This is a genomic window from Sinorhizobium sp. GQ132 (assembly GCF_059758575.1).
This window is the reverse complement of sequence record NZ_JCAXDX010000001.1, coordinates 206,411-221,630: the sequence shown is the minus strand read 5'-3', so window position 1 is coordinate 221,630 and position 15,220 is coordinate 206,411. Positions and strand designations below refer to the sequence as shown.

General features: G+C 63.0%; 14 protein-coding genes. 5 read left to right on the top strand and 9 right to left on the bottom strand.

Annotated elements, in window-relative coordinates; all coding sequences use genetic code 11:
- Positions 1–2: 2 nt before the first annotated feature.
- From AC6CIG_RS00950 to AC6CIG_RS00910, 9 genes are all read right to left on the bottom strand, one after another.
- On the bottom strand, positions 3–908 hold the full coding sequence (locus AC6CIG_RS00950) for a UTP--glucose-1-phosphate uridylyltransferase (protein WP_018098446.1): 906 nt from the start codon (positions 906–908) through the stop codon (positions 3–5).
- Between the two features lie 15 nt (positions 909–923).
- The gene (gene exoO, locus AC6CIG_RS00945; protein WP_026168965.1) at positions 924–1,958 is read right to left on the bottom strand and encodes a succinoglycan biosynthesis glycosyltransferase ExoO; all 1,035 of its coding nucleotides are present in this window, start codon (positions 1,956–1,958) and stop codon (positions 924–926) included.
- Entirely contained in the window at positions 1,955–2,884 is a 930-nt protein-coding gene (gene exoM / locus AC6CIG_RS00940) for a succinoglycan biosynthesis glycosyltransferase ExoM (protein ID WP_018098378.1), read from the bottom strand. Before exoM ends, exoO begins: the two co-directional genes overlap by 4 nt.
- Positions 2,884–3,876, bottom strand: coding sequence for a succinoglycan biosynthesis glycosyltransferase ExoA (exoA, locus tag AC6CIG_RS00935; RefSeq protein ID WP_018098379.1), 993 nt, complete (start codon positions 3,874–3,876; stop codon positions 2,884–2,886). Before exoA ends, exoM begins: the two co-directional genes overlap by 1 nt.
- Complete coding sequence (gene exoL, locus AC6CIG_RS00930; RefSeq protein WP_018098380.1) at positions 3,873–5,084, bottom strand: succinoglycan biosynthesis glycosyltransferase ExoL; 1,212 nt, start codon at positions 5,082–5,084, stop codon at positions 3,873–3,875. The genes exoA and exoL overlap by 4 nt, the downstream gene beginning before the upstream one ends.
- A 95-nt stretch (positions 5,085–5,179) precedes the next feature.
- Positions 5,180–5,989, bottom strand: coding sequence for an endo-1,3-1,4-beta-glycanase ExoK (gene exoK / locus AC6CIG_RS00925; protein ID WP_018098381.1), 810 nt, complete (start codon positions 5,987–5,989; stop codon positions 5,180–5,182).
- Positions 5,990–5,994: 5 nt separating this feature from the next.
- Positions 5,995–7,107, bottom strand: coding sequence for a succinoglycan biosynthesis protein ExoH (exoH, locus tag AC6CIG_RS00920; protein ID WP_018098382.1), 1,113 nt, complete (start codon positions 7,105–7,107; stop codon positions 5,995–5,997).
- Positions 7,108–7,614: 507 nt separating this feature from the next.
- Positions 7,615–9,087, bottom strand: coding sequence for a M81 family metallopeptidase (locus tag AC6CIG_RS00915; RefSeq protein ID WP_018098383.1), 1,473 nt, complete (start codon positions 9,085–9,087; stop codon positions 7,615–7,617).
- 22 nt (positions 9,088–9,109) lie between these two features.
- Positions 9,110–9,601 carry a hypothetical protein gene (locus AC6CIG_RS00910; protein WP_026168966.1) on the bottom strand — a complete coding sequence of 164 codons (492 nt, stop codon included), beginning with the start codon at positions 9,599–9,601 and terminating at the stop codon, positions 9,110–9,112.
- A gap of 116 nt (positions 9,602–9,717) precedes the next feature.
- On the opposite strand from AC6CIG_RS00910, the gene AC6CIG_RS00905 reads away from it, so the two are divergent.
- From AC6CIG_RS00905 to AC6CIG_RS00885, 5 genes are read left to right on the top strand one after another with little or no spacing between them, the layout of a single operon-like run.
- Entirely contained in the window at positions 9,718–10,107 is a 390-nt protein-coding gene (locus AC6CIG_RS00905; protein ID WP_018098384.1) for a RidA family protein, read from the top strand.
- Positions 10,108–10,127: 20 nt separating this feature from the next.
- Complete coding sequence (locus AC6CIG_RS00900; RefSeq protein WP_018098385.1) at positions 10,128–10,991, top strand: MurR/RpiR family transcriptional regulator; 864 nt, start codon at positions 10,128–10,130, stop codon at positions 10,989–10,991.
- Positions 10,992–11,010: 19 nt separating this feature from the next.
- Positions 11,011–11,787 carry an SDR family oxidoreductase gene (locus tag AC6CIG_RS00895; RefSeq protein ID WP_018098386.1) on the top strand — a complete coding sequence of 259 codons (777 nt, stop codon included), beginning with the start codon at positions 11,011–11,013 and terminating at the stop codon, positions 11,785–11,787.
- Between the two features lie 24 nt (positions 11,788–11,811).
- Positions 11,812–13,731 carry a beta-N-acetylhexosaminidase gene (locus tag AC6CIG_RS00890; RefSeq protein WP_498322042.1) on the top strand — a complete coding sequence of 640 codons (1,920 nt, stop codon included), beginning with the start codon at positions 11,812–11,814 and terminating at the stop codon, positions 13,729–13,731.
- A gap of 8 nt (positions 13,732–13,739) precedes the next feature.
- Positions 13,740–15,173 carry a M81 family metallopeptidase gene (locus tag AC6CIG_RS00885; protein ID WP_498322040.1) on the top strand — a complete coding sequence of 478 codons (1,434 nt, stop codon included), beginning with the start codon at positions 13,740–13,742 and terminating at the stop codon, positions 15,171–15,173.
- Positions 15,174–15,220 lie beyond the last annotated feature (47 nt).

Here is a 15,220-nt window from a genome sequence, read left to right as displayed (position 1 = left end):
GCTTATGCCGCCCGGATGCGGCTTTCGTGAGACAGAACCATGTCGCGGACGGATTCGAAAACGATATCGCCGATGTCCGCACGGGCGAGCGCGAAGGCGACATTGGCTTCGATGAAGCCCTGCTTCGAACCGCAGTCGAAGGTGCGGCCCTCATAGGGATGCGCGTGGAAGGACTGGGATTGCGAAAGCGTCAGCATGCCATCGGTCAACTGGATCTCATTGCCGGCGCCGCGCGTCTGGTGGGCCAGAATCGAGAAGATTTCCGGCTGAAGAATGTAGCGACCGTTGAGATAGTAGTTGGAGGGCGCCTTTCCTGCGGCGGGCTTTTCGACCATCTCGGTCACTGAGAAACCGTGCCGGACCGTCTCGCCCTTGCCGACGATGCCGTATTTCGATGCTTCCTCGGGGGCGCATTGCTCGACGCCGACGACGTTGCCGCCAACCTCGTTATAGAGATCCATGAGGCCGGCCATGCAACCGCGCGCGCCGAAGGAGACCATGTCGGGCAGCAGAAGCGCGAACGGCTCGTCGCCGATCAGGTCACGCGCACACCATACCGCGTGCCCGAGGCCGAGGGGGGCCTGCTGGCGGGTAAAGCTGACCGAGCCGGCTGCCGGCAACATGGCCTCGAGTTCGGAAATCTGCGCGCTTTTGCCAGAGCGTGTAAGCGACGAGATGAGTTCCGGTGCGTCGTCGAAATGGTCCTCGATCACCTGCTTGTTCCGGCTGGTGACGAAGACGATATGCTCGATTCCGGCCTGGCGGGCCTCGTCCACGGCATATTGAACGACTGGCCGGTCGACGATCGTCAACATCTCCTTGGGCACTGCCTTTGTCGCCGGGAGGAACCTCGTTCCGTTTCCGGCAACCGGGATTACTGCTTTTCTGACGGTCCTGACACGGTCCATTTTATCATCCTTTGCTTATTGGGGGTCGTTGCCCAGCGGGGATCGTTCAGCCGCCGCCGTCATGGGGGCGGCACGGGGGGCCGAATGGGAGGAGGGATGCACGAATCGCGCGGCAAGGCGGCGCAATCGGGCAGCGATCGGCATGCTGAGATGCCGGAGCGCAAGCGGGTCGGCCAGCGCGGTCTTGAGCGCGCCGGCCAACGATCTCTTTTTCAACTGCTCGACGAGGACCAGAAACGAGCGAGCTTCGCGGAAGCCGCGCATGCGCCTGCGCTGCATTTTCTGCGCCGGGCCGTCGAGCGCGTAGCGGCGCAGGAAGGCTTCGTCGGCGGCGATCATCGCGTCTATATGATCGAGCCTCAACACACGCGAGATGGAACCCTCGCGGATATGATAGATATAGCCGGCGGACGGCTCGACCGCGCAGCGCCCGCCACAGGCAAGCGCCGATGCCAGCAGGATGTAGTCCTCGCCGATGCGCAGCGTCTCGTCGAAGCGAAGCTGCTGGTTTTCCAGGAAGCGGCGCTCGAAGATCGGTTTCATGTAGCCGAAATTGTGCTCGGATCGAAAGAGCACGTTGGATTCGATGAAGGCGGGAAGCGTGAGCTGCGGCAGCCGGGCGAGGTCGGCTTCGGAGAACATCCTGAGACTGCGCCCGTCCAGCGACACGACGTCGAGATTGTCGACGGCGATCTGCGCCCCGGCCGTGTCCGCTCGTTCGATCATCCGCCTGAGCCGGTCCGCCCGGACCGTGTCGTCCGAATCGAGAACGGCGATCCACCGGCCGCGCGCCGCGCCGATGCCGGCATTGCGCGCGCCGCCCGGACCGCGGTTGCGATCGAGGGCGATCAGGCGGACCCGGGGATCCGGGATCGCCGCCACGAGCGCGGGCGTCGCATCTGCCGAGCGATCGTCGACGACGACCACCTCGACGGTCACGCCTTCCTGTGCCAGTGCGCTTTCGATCGCGCGCACGATCGTATCCGCGGAATTATACGCGGCCACGACGAATGTGACGTCGGGGACCTTATCGATCGCCGGAGGGTTCATGCCGAGGTCACCTCGCGGGCTCCGTATTGTTCGATTTCCTTCAGCCCCAGCAGGCCGCTGATGACGCCGGCATGCAGTACGGCGCGTAGCGCAAAGCGGTTCCGCCTTGCGGCCGAAGGAAAGCAGAGGACCGCGGCAGTTGCGCAAAAGCCGGACTTTGCGCCGGCAAGGGCGACATTCCAGGCCTGACGCAAGCCATTGGCTTTCTCGGCGAGAAGGCGTCCATGGGTCTGTCCGGAGCGGAAACGACGCTTCGCGAGCCAGGCAAGCGAAGTCCTGTTTTCCGGTACCGGCTCATGCACCCAGGCTTCCGGCGAAAAGGCGATCATTCCGCCGGCGCTGTGCATTCCGGCGAAGAAATCCGTGTCCTCGCCGCCGCTCTTGCCGAGCGAAAGCTTGAAGCGCCGGCCATGGAGCGAGGCCGCATCGCGCCTGAGCAGCGCATTGCAGGTGTATCCGGTCCGGATTTCTCCCTTTACCCAGACCGGCAGTGTCGAGTGGAAATCGCCGTTGCGCATCCAGCCGGGAGCCGTAGGCCCGTAATGCGCCCTGACGGGGCCGAGCACGGCGGCGGCTCCCGTGATGCGCGCCGTTTCCAGAAGGCGGATCAGCCAGTCGCCTGAAACGGTCTCGTCGTCATCGAGGAAGGCAAGGAAGTCGCCGGTGCTGTTGTCGAGGCAGCAATTGCGGGCGATCGAGATATTCGAGTGCGGGCAGTGAACGTAGAGGATGTCGAACGGCATCTGCGGCCGAAGCCTTTCGACTAGAGCCCTGGCACTCGGCTCCGCGTCGTTGTCGGCGACGATGACGCGCAAGCTGGCGCGCTCCGGCACGTTCATCGCAGCCAGCGAGCGAAGCGTTTCGGCAAGCTCCGCTCGGCGGTACGTGCAGACGCCGATGTCGATGTGAAGCGTTTCGTTCGGCATCAGGCCACCCTGCGGCGGAAGTCGAGGAGTTCCCGCCAGAACCCGGCGGACCAGGCAAGGTGCATGACCATGGCAGCAACGGCTGCGAGCGGTCCGTAAGGATTACGCTGGCCGAGCGCCATCCAGACGCCATAGCCGAGGCACGCGGCAGCCCAAACCCCCACCGGCACCACGGCCATCCAGTTGACGATCGCGAGAAGTGCGCCGAAAGCGATGGGTGCCACCGCAAGCGGCAGCATCTGCCTGAGCCCCGGCATTGCCCGGTGCTTGAGGAAGTTCTTTGCCCGGCCGCGGCCGTAGCCGAAATACTGCCAAAATAGCGGGACGAGCTTGGCACGGGGATAGTAGACCATGCTCGTCTTGTCGGTCATCCAGATCCGGTAGCCCGCTTTTCCGAGGCGATAGTCGAGTTCGGCGTCCTCGTTGTGGCTGAAGCTCTCGTCATAGCCTCCGACAGCCTCGAAGGCTTCGATGCGCATCAATGCATGATGACCGTGCTCGGCCCAGTGCCCGACGGCACCGGTGCGGTGCTTCGAGCCGCCATTGCCGAGCTTGGAGTTCTGCGCGAAGGCCGTTGCCTTCTGGAAGGTGCTGAAACCGACGGTCTGCATGGCGACCACGACCGAATCCGCGCCGGTCGCCAGCGCGTCCTCGACAAGCCGCTCGCAATAATCGTCCGGATAGGTCCCGTGGGCGTCGATGCGGATCAGGTAGTCGCTGCCGGCGCCGACTTCGGCGACGGCGCGATTGACCGCCGCGCTTTGTATGCGCTTCGGATTGTCGAGGAAGAGCACCCGCGGATCCTCAGTGGCAAGGCGACGGGCGATCTCCCGCGTTCCGTCCGTGCTGCCGCCGTCGGCAATGACCACCCGCGCGTTCAAAGGCGTGAGCGACGGACGCAGCTTTTCGATCAGCGCCTCGATATGCGAGGCCTCGTTGAGGCAGGGTATGACGATAAGGCTCGACGTGGACGTCAGTTCATCGGAGCTCATAGAAATCCACCTTCGTTGTGGCTGGAACCGGCCATCGCGACTACCGGAACGGTCTGCGGCGCCTGGAGCGTGAGCGCTGCCAGCTGCCGCACCAGGGTTTCGCAATCCGCCCGGTCGAACACCCAGGATCCCGGATTGCAGCGGCTGATACGCTCTGCGGCGTCGGCATAGCGTTTTGGCGTCAGCGAGCCGAGAGTTGTGGCGAGGCTCTCGGGGTCGGCTCCCTCGAGAACGAAGCCGATGCTCCGCACGGACAGGAAGCGAGCGGTCTCCGTCCCCTTCATGGCGATCGGAATTCGGCCGTGGCGGCAGCCTTCATAAAGCCTGTTCGGCAGCAGCCAGGCAGAATTCTGGCCCTCCTCGAAGAAGTCGATCGCCCAGGTGAAGTGGACCTCGCCATAGATTTCCGCCAGGTCTTCAGGATTGCGATAGGCGCCTTCGAACCGCATGAAGGGCTCGTTGCGAACGAAGCCGTCGAAATCGTCGAATTCGGAATAGGCGGGCCTGCCGCGCAGAACGATCTCGAAGCGGCCCTCCGTCCTTCGCGAGAATTCGGCGAGAAGGGCGAGCGACCTGCGGCAGCGCAGTGCTCCGAACCAGCCGATCTTCCAGGGTGCGCCGGGCGGCGGGCATTCGGCCGGTGAGGCCGTCCGCCGCTCGACCGTGCCGTCGATTTCGAGCACCTTGTTTTCCAGAAGCATCGGCGGAGCGCCGATGCCGGAAAGGGGCCGGAAGTAATGCTCGATGAAGGCGGGGGAGCTGGTGATCAACAGGCGCGCATTCTTGCCGAGTTGGCTTTCGGCCGCGCGCAGCATCCGCCCGACGATGTCCTTGCGCAGCATGAGGCGGTGGATATCGAGGCATTCGTAGACGATAGGAACCGTACCGCCGAAGAACGCGACCGCTCTCCTCGCCACGGCAAGCATCTCCAGATTGCGCGCGATGATCACATCCGGCTTGCGGACATGGCCGAGCTGGCGTTGCAGCGACAGGCAGGCGCGAGCGACGGCACCGATCCGCTGGGCGAAACGGCCGTCGGCGGTGGTTCCGAGTTCGATCGGCTCGACGCCGTCGATGGCGGCCAGAGGATTGTCGCCGCGGCGGAATCCGGCGAGCGTTACGCGTGCGCCACCCGCGACGAGCGTTAGGGTTCTCCGGCGCACTGCGGGATCGGCAAGATCCTGTGCCAGATAGAGTATCTGCAGCATGAAAACGTCCGTTTTCCTGCCCAGCCCGGGGCTGAGCTTAGTTCAATTCTTTGTGCACTGCAACAAAATGGATAAATTACTCAGTTGCCCGCCAGTCACTCGGATTGCGCCCGCTCCAGCAGGCACGCTACCGACTCGGCGAACTGGCACTCGTCGCCGGCAGCAGTGAAGGCGACGCGATCGACCTGGAGCTTTGTCGGCTCCTTGTAGGAGAAGGTGCCCATCCAGTCGGTGAGCGTGTCCGTCCCCCAGAGGCTGAAGAAGATCTTCTGGGCGTTTACCGGGATCTTCGCCGGATCGGTCACTTCGTGAACCAGTTCGCCGTTGACGTAGTAGCGGATGCGGTTCTTTTCCCAGACGAAGGCGTAGTCGTTGAAACCCTGGTTGGCGCCGCCCGGAACGTCGGCGAGAAATTCGTTGCCGCCCTTTGCCGACACATACTGGTTGATCTGGACCTTCGCCGTGTTCTTTCCGAGAACCTCGAAATCGATCTCGTCATGCGGCTTCTTGTCGGTCGGCCCGATATAGGTGAAGAAGGCCGAGTTCAGCCCGGAACCGTCGGCCGCCTTTATCCGCGCCTCGTAGGTGCCGTAGCCGAAGCGCTTGCGCGTCTGGATCTCCCCGCAGGCGAAGTTGCGCTCCTTTACCTTCTTCTCCTCGAAGGTCAGTTCCAGAATGCCGTCGACGGTCTTCACCTGCTTCTTCGACCAGGTGCAATTCTGATGCCCGCCATTGTTCCATCCGTCCGAGACGAACCAGACGCGGGTGTCGAGAGTGTCGAAGTCGTCCTTGAACGAGGTGCCGTTGGCACCTTCCTGCGCGGCCGCAGCGTCTGCAAGGCCGGCGAGAGGGAGCGTTGCGATGAAAGCGAGACGGGCAAAGCGTCTGTAGCGATCGATTGTCATTGTCGTTACCTTTGCTGGGGCGAATAGCCTGCCTGCGCGCCTTGCGGCGGCTGCGTGGCCATTCGTTTCGTACCTGTTCGGCTGCCGGTAAGCACTCCAAGCAGATCCGGCGCCAAGCGCCCTACGAGATTGTGGGACGCGACGAGGATCGCAATGGCGATGAACGGCGCGGTGAAATAGAAGAGCGGGTAATAGCTGAGCCCGGTGCGGTTCCAGATCATCCAGAACAACACGAGCAGCGGATAGTGGCCGCAGAAGATCCAGAAGCTCAGTCCACTCCCGCGGCCAAATCTTTCACCGAAGCGGGTGCGCACGAGCAGCTCCGAGATCGCCCAGGAGCCGATGATGCCAGCGATCGACGTCAGGCGAAGTGCCATGTCGAGCCAAAGCGGGAAATCCGGGCCGGTGTAATAGAGGCCGACGGCGATCACGACTGCGATCGCCAGGAACCCGGCCGCGATCGGTGCGGCGAAGCGATCGAGCATTTTGATGTTCACGCCATGCAGGCTCGCACAGATTCCAGCCGAGAAGCCGAACAGGATGGACTTCTTGAGAAATATGCCGTTTGGCAGCGGCAGTATCGCATAGGCGAGCAGTGCAAGGAGCGTCACGCGCGGATAACGGCTCACCAGCAATGCCAGAAGCGGCGACAGCAGGATACAAAGCATCAGGTCGCGCAGGAAATACAGGGGCAGATTGACCGGCGTTGCCTCGATCGCGAAGGCCATGCTCAGCCACTGGCGCGGGGTCGCATTGATCGTGTCGGGCAGATAGCCGAAACCGAGGCCCTGGCGCTGGATGGCGTAGACCACCACAAAGAAGGAGCCGCTCCAGATAAGGAACGGCAGGAGAACGGTCCGCGCCTTGGTCTTCAGCGTCTTCCAATAGTCGAAGCCGGCAAGGCCCCTGCGAAAGAGAAGATAGCCGGAGATCGCGCTGAGGCAGGGCACACCGATCCGGAAGAGGCTGTCGCCGAGAAAGACGCGAATCCAGTCCAACATGCCGTAGTTGCCCAGAAAGGGACTCCACTGCGGATTGTACGGGACGTGCACGAATACGATGCCGGAGATCAGCAGAATACGCATCAGGTTGATGCGCGCCGAGACATTCGCGTCCATACTCACGATATCAGTCACTCCCTATCGGGCAGCGCCTCGCGGCAGCCGTTTCAACAGAGCAGACCTCAGCCCGCAGGATGAGAAACTAGGGCACTCCCGAAGAAAAAATATGGCGTTGCAGCAGAAAAGCGAACAGAATCATGCTGCAGTGCACCTAAGCCGCGAGCTCGCGCAAAGAAGATAGCCGCCCGCAGGGGGGCCGCATTCTTGAAAAATCCCAGTTTCGCGGCATGTTGCAGAAATTGCGCCCCGCAATATTTTGGGGCAATCGCCGGTTGAGCGACGCAACTGTGAATTTTCAAAGTTGGGGGCGTTTTCCTGAAGGACTGACCGCGATTGAGGCAGGCTCCGGGCGAAATGCGGCAAGGTTGGGGCGCATGTCGGGGGGTAAGGCCCGCTCAGATTCGGGATACCCGCCGCGGCTTGTTTGATGTCCTCATCGCTGTGCTCGTCCACCAGCCAGACCATGTCCCTGGGCTGAATCCCGCTCCAGTGATGGCGCTCGGCTCAGGCCGTCGTTTCGAACCCGTGCGGGTCGGTGACCATCGGCCAGATGTCGCGCCTTGCCCGCCGATAGGGAGTCCTCGCCGGGTCGTTGGGGTAGGGTGTTCCGGCAGAGCAATAGAGGATCTCGGATGCGATCCTGGAGAATGAGGCGAAGAAGTGGTTCGTGGATTTGATCACGAGGATCTTTTTCGACGTGGGGTCGATGCCCATCACGGAGAAAAGGCTCGGGTCGAAGCTCTGGGCGCGCGTCGTGTTCAGGATGATGTCGATGCCGTGGACGCGTATGTGAACGGCGTCGCCGAAGGGAGCGAAGCTCTCGCCGAAGCGCATTTCAGCATTGCGCACCAGCTTGACGACCTTGACGATGCCATCGATCGGCCGCCCCGTCCCGGGCGCGGATTTCGCGCCGAAGCGCAAGGGGATCTCGGCGCCTTCGCCGGCCGCCATGCAGATCTGCACGGCCATTGGATCCCAGATCGTGCCGATCGCCGTGTCGGTCGCGTCCTTCGCAATGAGTTCCTCCAGCACGACCGTCGCATCGCCCGCCGTGCCGCCGCCTGGATTATCCCACATATCGGCAATCACCACAGGCCCGGCCGGAGCCGCCAGCGCCTGTGCCACCGCCTGGCGCTCGTCGATCTCCGGCATGCGATAGGTGCCGCGCCGGGAGAAGAGCTCCAGACCCAGCTCACGGGCGAGTGCCTCGCCTTTCTCCGCCTTGCCGTTGGTCACGACCAGCATCTTGGTGCCCATTTCCGCCACGTCGCCGGCCATGAAGCCATGCACGACGGACAATGACAGCACATCGGCGTCGTCCCGTTCGATCTGTATCAGTTTGTCGACGAAGCTGCGCATGGGCTCGCGCGAGGTGGGGAAGACGTCTATCATCCGGCAGTCGAAAATGGACATCACCGGCTCTACGCGGCCCTCGAGCTTATCGATCGCGATCCGCCAGAGATCTTCGGCGCGCTCGACGAAATCGGTGTGCGGGAACTCCTTGAAGAAGACGAAGAAATCCGCGGCCGCCGCTCTCCTTGCAGTGAGGTGGCTGTGCGGGTCGAGTTCGGCGCAGACGAGCACGTCCGGACCGACGATTTCGCGCACGCGCTGAAGCAGGTCGCCTTCGGTATCCTCGCAGCCGTCCGCGACCATTGCCCCATGCAGGCCGAGAACGACCGCATCGACGGGCAGGGCGGCACGCAATTGGCCGAGAATCTCGTCACGCAGATCCTCATAGGTCTGCCGATTGACGAGACCGGCAGGATCAGCCCAGGCGGCGGTGCCTTCGATCAATTTCCAGCCTTTTTGTGCGGTCACGCGGCGCCCGACCGTGATCGGCGCCGTGCAGAGCGTCGGTGTTTCGGGGTGCTTTCCTGGCGGAGCGTAAAGCGATGCCTCGAATGCACGCCTGTCGATGCAGATGGGAGAGAAAGTATTCGTCTCGGTCGCGAGCGCCGCCGTGAAGATGCGCAATGGCTTCGCCTTGTCCCTCAACTCAGTTCGACCCCATCGGATTGGGGAGATAGCCGGTGAAGCCGCAGATTTTCCACCGGTCCCGGTGGAGGCGGCAATAGTAAACCGTCTGCCACTTCATTATATCGAACGTGCCGTCCGCTTTCTTCAGCCCCCCGTCGAATTTCTTGCGCGCAAGGGCAAGCTCTCCGTCGACCTCGATGTCTTCCAGGGTCGTGGTGGCGAAGATCGCTTCCCGCGGATCCTCGGCAAAGGACTGCCCGGCGAAGTCCCGCGCCTGACGCAGCCATTCGTCCCGATAGACGGCGAGCGAGGGAAAGGTGAGCCGCCATTTGTCCGGGTTCGCCTCCCGCCGTCCGTCGATGCCGATGAAGCTCTCTTCGACGAAATCGTCGGCTACCATCGACCAATCGGCGGCCAGGAACGCGTCGATATCGCGGGTGACCAGCATCTCCCATATGGAGTGGCGGGCCGTGTCGCTTTCTGGAAACGGATTCTGGAAGGGATTCCGCATGTATTTTTGCCTGGATTGAAATTCTTTTCATAAATGATGATTTTCACTGGTCAAATTCCGCATTCTATGGTCATTTGTCAACGGATAAAGAAAATAATTTGCAGAGCGGGTCCTCGATGTCGATCAAGCGCTATGGTGCCGAACAGGTTGGCGCAGGCGGAAAAACATTGCCTTTCGCACGTGCCGTCGAGGCGGGCGGCTGGCTTCACGTCTCGGGTCAGGTGGCGATGGAAAACGGCGAGATCGTCGGCGGCAACATCGTCGCTCAGACTCACAAGGCGATCGGCAATCTTCTGGCCATCTTGAAAGAGGCCGGTTACGGTGTCGAGCACGTGGTGAGAGTTGGCGTCTGGCTGGACGATCCGCGCGATTTCTGGAGCTTCAACCGGATCTATCAGGAATATTTCGGAGCTCATCCGCCGGCGCGCGCCTGCGTACAGTCCTCCATGATGGTCGATTGCAAGGTGGAGATCGATTGCGTCGCCTACAAGCCGAAGGACGCCTGAACAGGGAAGGGCGCCGTTCGATGGATATTTTCGCGACACTGCAGGAGGAGAAGGGGCGGTTATCCCAATCGGAAAACCGCATCGCCGATATCCTGCTCAATGATTTCGAGTTTGCGGTGAACGCTTCCATCATCGAGCTTGCCGGCAAGGCCGACGTTTCGCCGCCGACGGTCACGCGATTCTGCCGACGCCTCGGCTGCGAGAGCTTTTCCGATTTCAAGGTGCAGCTGGCACGCACCCCCTATGTCGGCATGCGCTACCTGAAGCCCGAGCCGAAGAGCCAGGAGCCCGGCGATGTGGCGCAGGACATCATCACCAAGGCGCAGAATGCGCTCTTTCTGCTGCACCGTTCGCTCGACCTTGCAGCGATCGAGCGCGCAGCCGACCGGCTCGCGCAAGCGGAAATGATCTATGCCTTCGGCTCCGGCGGCAACTCATCGATGATCGCCGGGGAGTTCCAGAACCGTCTTTTCCGATTGGGATTGCGCATCACCGCGAGTTCCGATCACAGCATGCAGATGATGATGGCGGCGGCCGCGCGGCCGGCCGACGTCATTGTCGGTTCCTCCTTTTCGGGACGCAATGCGGAGATGGTGCGCGCCTTCACGCTTGCGCGCGAGGCCGAGGTGCCGACGATCGCCCTTACCCAGAGCGGCAGTCCGGTCGCGCAGGCCGCCGATATCACCGTGCCGGTCGACCTGCCGGAAGGAAACAACATCTATCGTCCGACCTCCACCCGTATCGCATATATCGCAGTGCTCGATATCGTCGCGAGCCTTGTCGCCTATCGCGTCCAGCCGCAGGCGACGGTGACGCTCAGGCGCATCAAGCAGCAGCTGGTGGTGCACAGGGATGGCGACGACCGACAGCTTCTCGGAGACTGACGTGTCAGAAGGAACGCCCATGCCGAAATCCGTAGCGATCGTCACAGGAGCTGCCGGCGACATCGGCCGCGCCATTGCCGCGCGCCTGGGCGACGGACACGATACCGTTCTCCTGGCCGACATCAACAGTGAGGCGGTAAAGAGGACGGCGCTTGATCTCGGCGGAACGGAGCGCTTCCTGGCCATTTCCTGCGATGTGACGGACGCCGCAAGCGTGGCCGCAATGGCGGAGGCTGCCGCATCCGTCGGTACCGTGCGCACCCTCGTGAACAATGCGGGGGCGGCCCGCGCGGTCAGCCTGCACGACACCACGCAGGACATCTGGCGCATGGACAATGCACTCAACCTCGAAGCGGCCTTTCTCTGTTTCCGGGCGGTCGAGGAAATGCTGAAAGAGAGCGGGGGCTCGGTCGTCAACATCGCCTCCGTGAACGGCATGAATGTTTTCGGCCATCCGGCATATAGCGCCGCCAAGGCGGGCCTTCTGCACCTGACGCGACTGATCGCCGTCGAATACGGCAAGTTCGGCATCCGCGCGAATGCGGTGGCGCCGGCGACGGTGCGCACGCAGGCCTGGGAGGCACGCGCGGCCGCCAATGCGCAGGTCTTCGAGGAGGCGAAGCGCTGGTATCCCTTGCAGCGTATCGTCGAGCCGAAGGACGTCGCCGAAGCGGTGCATTTCCTTGCCAGCCCCGCCGCCGGAGCCATTTCCGGCATCTGCCTGCCGGTCGACTGCGGGCTGACCGCAGGACAGGCGGAAGTCGCGCGGACCTTCTCGCAATCGATCCATTACTGACAAACCCAGCTTGGGAGGATGTTCATGCTGCCGGTTCTCTATCGCCTTGAATCTGCCTGGCAACCGGATGGCGGCCCGTTCGGGCGCTTCACCTTCAGCCTCTTCAATCTCTCGGGCGGGCCGCTCAGTGCCTTCCGGCTGGTTTACACATCGCTCACCCGCGTCATTGACGGGGCCGCCTGCGAAAACGCGGTCTTCCTGCGCCGCAACGCCAATTTCCATGAATTCGCGCCACCCGACGGACTGACGCTCGCCCATGGCGAACACTGGACGTTCACCGTCAGCGGTCTGCACCGCGAGGCGAAGCATTGCACCGACGGGGCGAAATCGGCCTATCTGACGCTCGCCGATGGCAGACATGTTCCTGTGGCGGTCTCCGATCTGCGTCTCGAAGGCGCCATGAGCGAACCGCCGCCGGTGCGTCTTCCGGAAGGCTGGCTCGAACTTCCTTTCGCACTGCAGCCCTGGCCTGCCGAAATCGACGCGGCGCCCGGGGACGCGGTCCCGGACGTCCTCTATCCCGCAGCGGTCAGCAATGCGGACGAGATCGATGCCGTTTCCAACGTCCTTGCGCTCTTCCATAGGCTGTTTTCGGCCGGACATGCTCCCTTCAGTCTTGCGCCGTCCTCGCAAGGGCTGCCGATCGTTTTCACGAAGAAGGCGGAACTCGAAGGCGAAGCCTACAGGCTTGCCTTTTCCGAGCGGGAGATACGGCTTGAATATGGAGCGGCGGCCGGCAGGCAATATGCCTTGACGACGCTTGCGCAGTTGATCGACGGCGCGCGAAACCACGGAGGCGAATACAGGTTTCCCGCCGCCGGCGCAATCGCGGATCGGCCACGCTATGGCTGGCGCGGCTGTCATCTCGACGTCTCGCGGCAATTCTACCCCACCGCCGACATCCTGCGCGTCATCGATATTCTCGCCTGGTTCAAGCTCAACATCTTCCACTGGCACCTGACCGACGACGAAGCCTGGCGGCTGGAGATCAAGGCCTATCCGACGCTGACGACACTCGGCGTCATGCGCGGCCCGGACGAGCCCATGCTGCCTCAACTCGGCAACGGCGCCGAACCGGTCGGCGGCTTCTATAGCCACGCGGACGTGAAGGCGATCGTCGCGCATGCCACGGCACTCAGCATCGAAGTCGTCCCGGAGATCGACATACCCGGCCACAGCACTGCCGCGCTCGTGGCGCTTCCCGAACTCTCCGACGGTCAGGAGGCGCCGGAAAGCTACCACTCGGTCCAGGGCTACCCGAACAATGCCCTCAACCCGGCCATCCCGCTCACCTACGAATTCCTCGAGAAGGTGTTCGACGAAATGGTCGAGCTCTTCCCCAGCCGATATATCCATATCGGTGGCGACGAGGTGGCCGACGGCTCGTGGCTCGCGTCACCGCTGGCGCGAAAACTCATGGAGCAGGAAGGGATTTCCGGCACCTTCGCGCTGCAGTCCTATTTCCTCAAGAGGGTGAAGCAGATGCTGACGGCGCGCGGGCGCAAACTCGTCGGCTGGAATGAGGTCGCGCATGGCGGCGGCGTCGGAACCGAGGGCACGCTGCTGATGGCCTGGGAGAACCCGAAAGTCGGGATCGAGCTCGCGCGCGAAGGCTACGACGTCGTCATGACCCCTGGCCAGGCCTATTATCTCGACATGGCCCAGGCGGATGCCTGGCAGGAACCCGGCGCGAGCTGGGCCGGCACGGCGACGCCGGCGCACACCTATGCCTACGAGGCGGAAGGAGAGTTCCCGGAAGAGCTGAAGAGCCGGATGAAGGGAGTCCAGGCCTGCATCTGGTCCGAGCATTTCCTGTCGCGCGGATATTTCAACCGCCTCGTTTTTCCAAGGCTGCCGGCAATCGCCGAGGCCGCCTGGACCCCGAAGGACAAGAAGGATTGGCTGCGCTTTGCAGCGATCGCGCCATTGAGCCCCATTCTGTGAGTTGAGCCATGCGGATCGCGGTCGGTGGAATCCATACGGAATGCAGCACCTATTCGCCCGTCCTGATGACGGCCGAAGATTTCCGGGTGTTGAGGGGAGAGGACCTCTTGCGGTCGGATTATTTCGGCTTCCTCAGCGCCCAAGGGATAAGCCACTTTCCGCTCCTGCATGCGCGGGCCGTCCCCGGCGGACCGGTTTCGCGCCCGGCCTATGACGCCTTCAAGACCGAGTTCCTGGAGCGCCTGAAAGCGGCGCTCCCTCTCGACGGGCTCTATCTCGCCATGCACGGCGCGATCAAGGTCGATGGGATGGACGACGCCGAGGGCGACTGGATCACCGCCGCCCGCGCCGTCATCGGCGCCGATTGCCCGCTTGCCGTGAGCTACGATCTCCATGGCAATGTCAGTCAGCGGATCGTCGATCAGGTCGATATCTTCGCGGCCTACCGGACCGCGCCGCATATCGATACGCGCGAGACCATGGTGCGGGCATGGTCGATGCTGGTGGAAACGCTTCGTTCCGGGAAGCGGCCCGGTGTCGCCTGGGCACCTGTTCCGCTTCTCCTTCCCGGAGAACGCACTTCGACGGAGGACGAGCCGGCGGCGAGCCTCTATCGCGTCCTGCCTGAATTCGACAGGCGGCCCGGCATCCTCGACGCCAATCTGATGGTGGGCTACGTCTGGGCCGATGAACCGAGAGCGACCGCCTGCGCCGTCGTCACCGGCTCGGACAAGGCCGCCGCTTCGAAGGCGGCTGAGGAAATCGCTGCAAACTATTGGCACCAGAGGGACAATTTTCGTTTCGGATCGCTCACCGGCTCGCTTGCCGACATGCTCGACATCGCCGAGCGGGCGACCACGGCGCCGGTAATCCTCGCCGATTCCGGCGACAACCCCACGGGTGGCGGCGTCGGCGACCGGGCGGATGTGCTGGTCGCGCTTCTCGAGCGCGGCTGGCGCGATGCGTTGATCGCCGGCATCGCCGATAGGCCGGCCGTCGATGCCTGTTTCGCGACCGGCGCGGGTGGGACGCTGGCGTTGCGGATCGGCGGCAGTCTCGACCCGTCCAGCCCGTCCGCAGAGGTCGAGGCCAAAGTGGTGCATCTGAATGATCCGGGACCGGTTGCCGAGCGGCAGGCGGTGGTTCAGGTCGGGGGCATAGTGGTCGTATTGTCGGCGCGGCGCCGCCCCTATCATAACATCGAGGACTTTGCCCTCCTCGGTCTCGATCCGAAGACCGTGCGGCTGCTCGTCGTCAAGTCCGGTTATCTCTCGCCGGAGCTTGCGCCGATCGCCAATCCGAACCTGATGGCGCTGACGAACGGCGTCGTCAATCAGGATATCGAGAAGCTGGAAAGCCTGCGCCGGCAGCGGCCGATCTTCCCCTTCGACCGCGATTTCGAGTTTGACCCCAGCGCCAGCCTGTCAGCCCGCTGGACCTGAGATAGTAAGCCCGCCCTGATCTTCGGGCGGGTTTCATCAAGACGTTC

What these genes read in the sequence shown, in the direction of transcription:
- AC6CIG_RS00910 (WP_026168966.1), bottom strand. Translation starts at nt 9,601, where the DNA reads ATGCGGAATCCCTTCCAGAATCCGTTTCCAGAAAGCGACACGGCCCGC.
- exoK (WP_018098381.1), bottom strand. Translation starts at nt 5,989, where the DNA reads ATGACAATCGATCGCTACAGACGCTTTGCCCGTCTCGCTTTCATCGCA.
- exoO (WP_026168965.1), bottom strand. Translation starts at nt 1,958, where the DNA reads ATGAACCCTCCGGCGATCGATAAGGTCCCCGACGTCACATTCGTCGTG.
- AC6CIG_RS00890 (WP_498322042.1), top strand. Translation starts at nt 11,812, where the DNA reads ATGCTGCCGGTTCTCTATCGCCTTGAATCTGCCTGGCAACCGGATGGC.
- exoA (WP_018098379.1), bottom strand. Translation starts at nt 3,876, where the DNA reads ATGAGCTCCGATGAACTGACGTCCACGTCGAGCCTTATCGTCATACCC.
- exoH (WP_018098382.1), bottom strand. Translation starts at nt 7,107, where the DNA reads ATGGACGCGAATGTCTCGGCGCGCATCAACCTGATGCGTATTCTGCTG.
- AC6CIG_RS00895 (WP_018098386.1), top strand. Translation starts at nt 11,011, where the DNA reads ATGCCGAAATCCGTAGCGATCGTCACAGGAGCTGCCGGCGACATCGGC.
- exoL (WP_018098380.1), bottom strand. Translation starts at nt 5,084, where the DNA reads ATGCTGCAGATACTCTATCTGGCACAGGATCTTGCCGATCCCGCAGTG.
- exoM (WP_018098378.1), bottom strand. Translation starts at nt 2,884, where the DNA reads ATGCCGAACGAAACGCTTCACATCGACATCGGCGTCTGCACGTACCGC.
- AC6CIG_RS00885 (WP_498322040.1), top strand. Translation starts at nt 13,740, where the DNA reads ATGCGGATCGCGGTCGGTGGAATCCATACGGAATGCAGCACCTATTCG.
- AC6CIG_RS00900 (WP_018098385.1), top strand. Translation starts at nt 10,128, where the DNA reads ATGGATATTTTCGCGACACTGCAGGAGGAGAAGGGGCGGTTATCCCAA.
- AC6CIG_RS00950 (WP_018098446.1), bottom strand. Translation starts at nt 908, where the DNA reads ATGGACCGTGTCAGGACCGTCAGAAAAGCAGTAATCCCGGTTGCCGGA.
- AC6CIG_RS00905 (WP_018098384.1), top strand. Translation starts at nt 9,718, where the DNA reads ATGTCGATCAAGCGCTATGGTGCCGAACAGGTTGGCGCAGGCGGAAAA.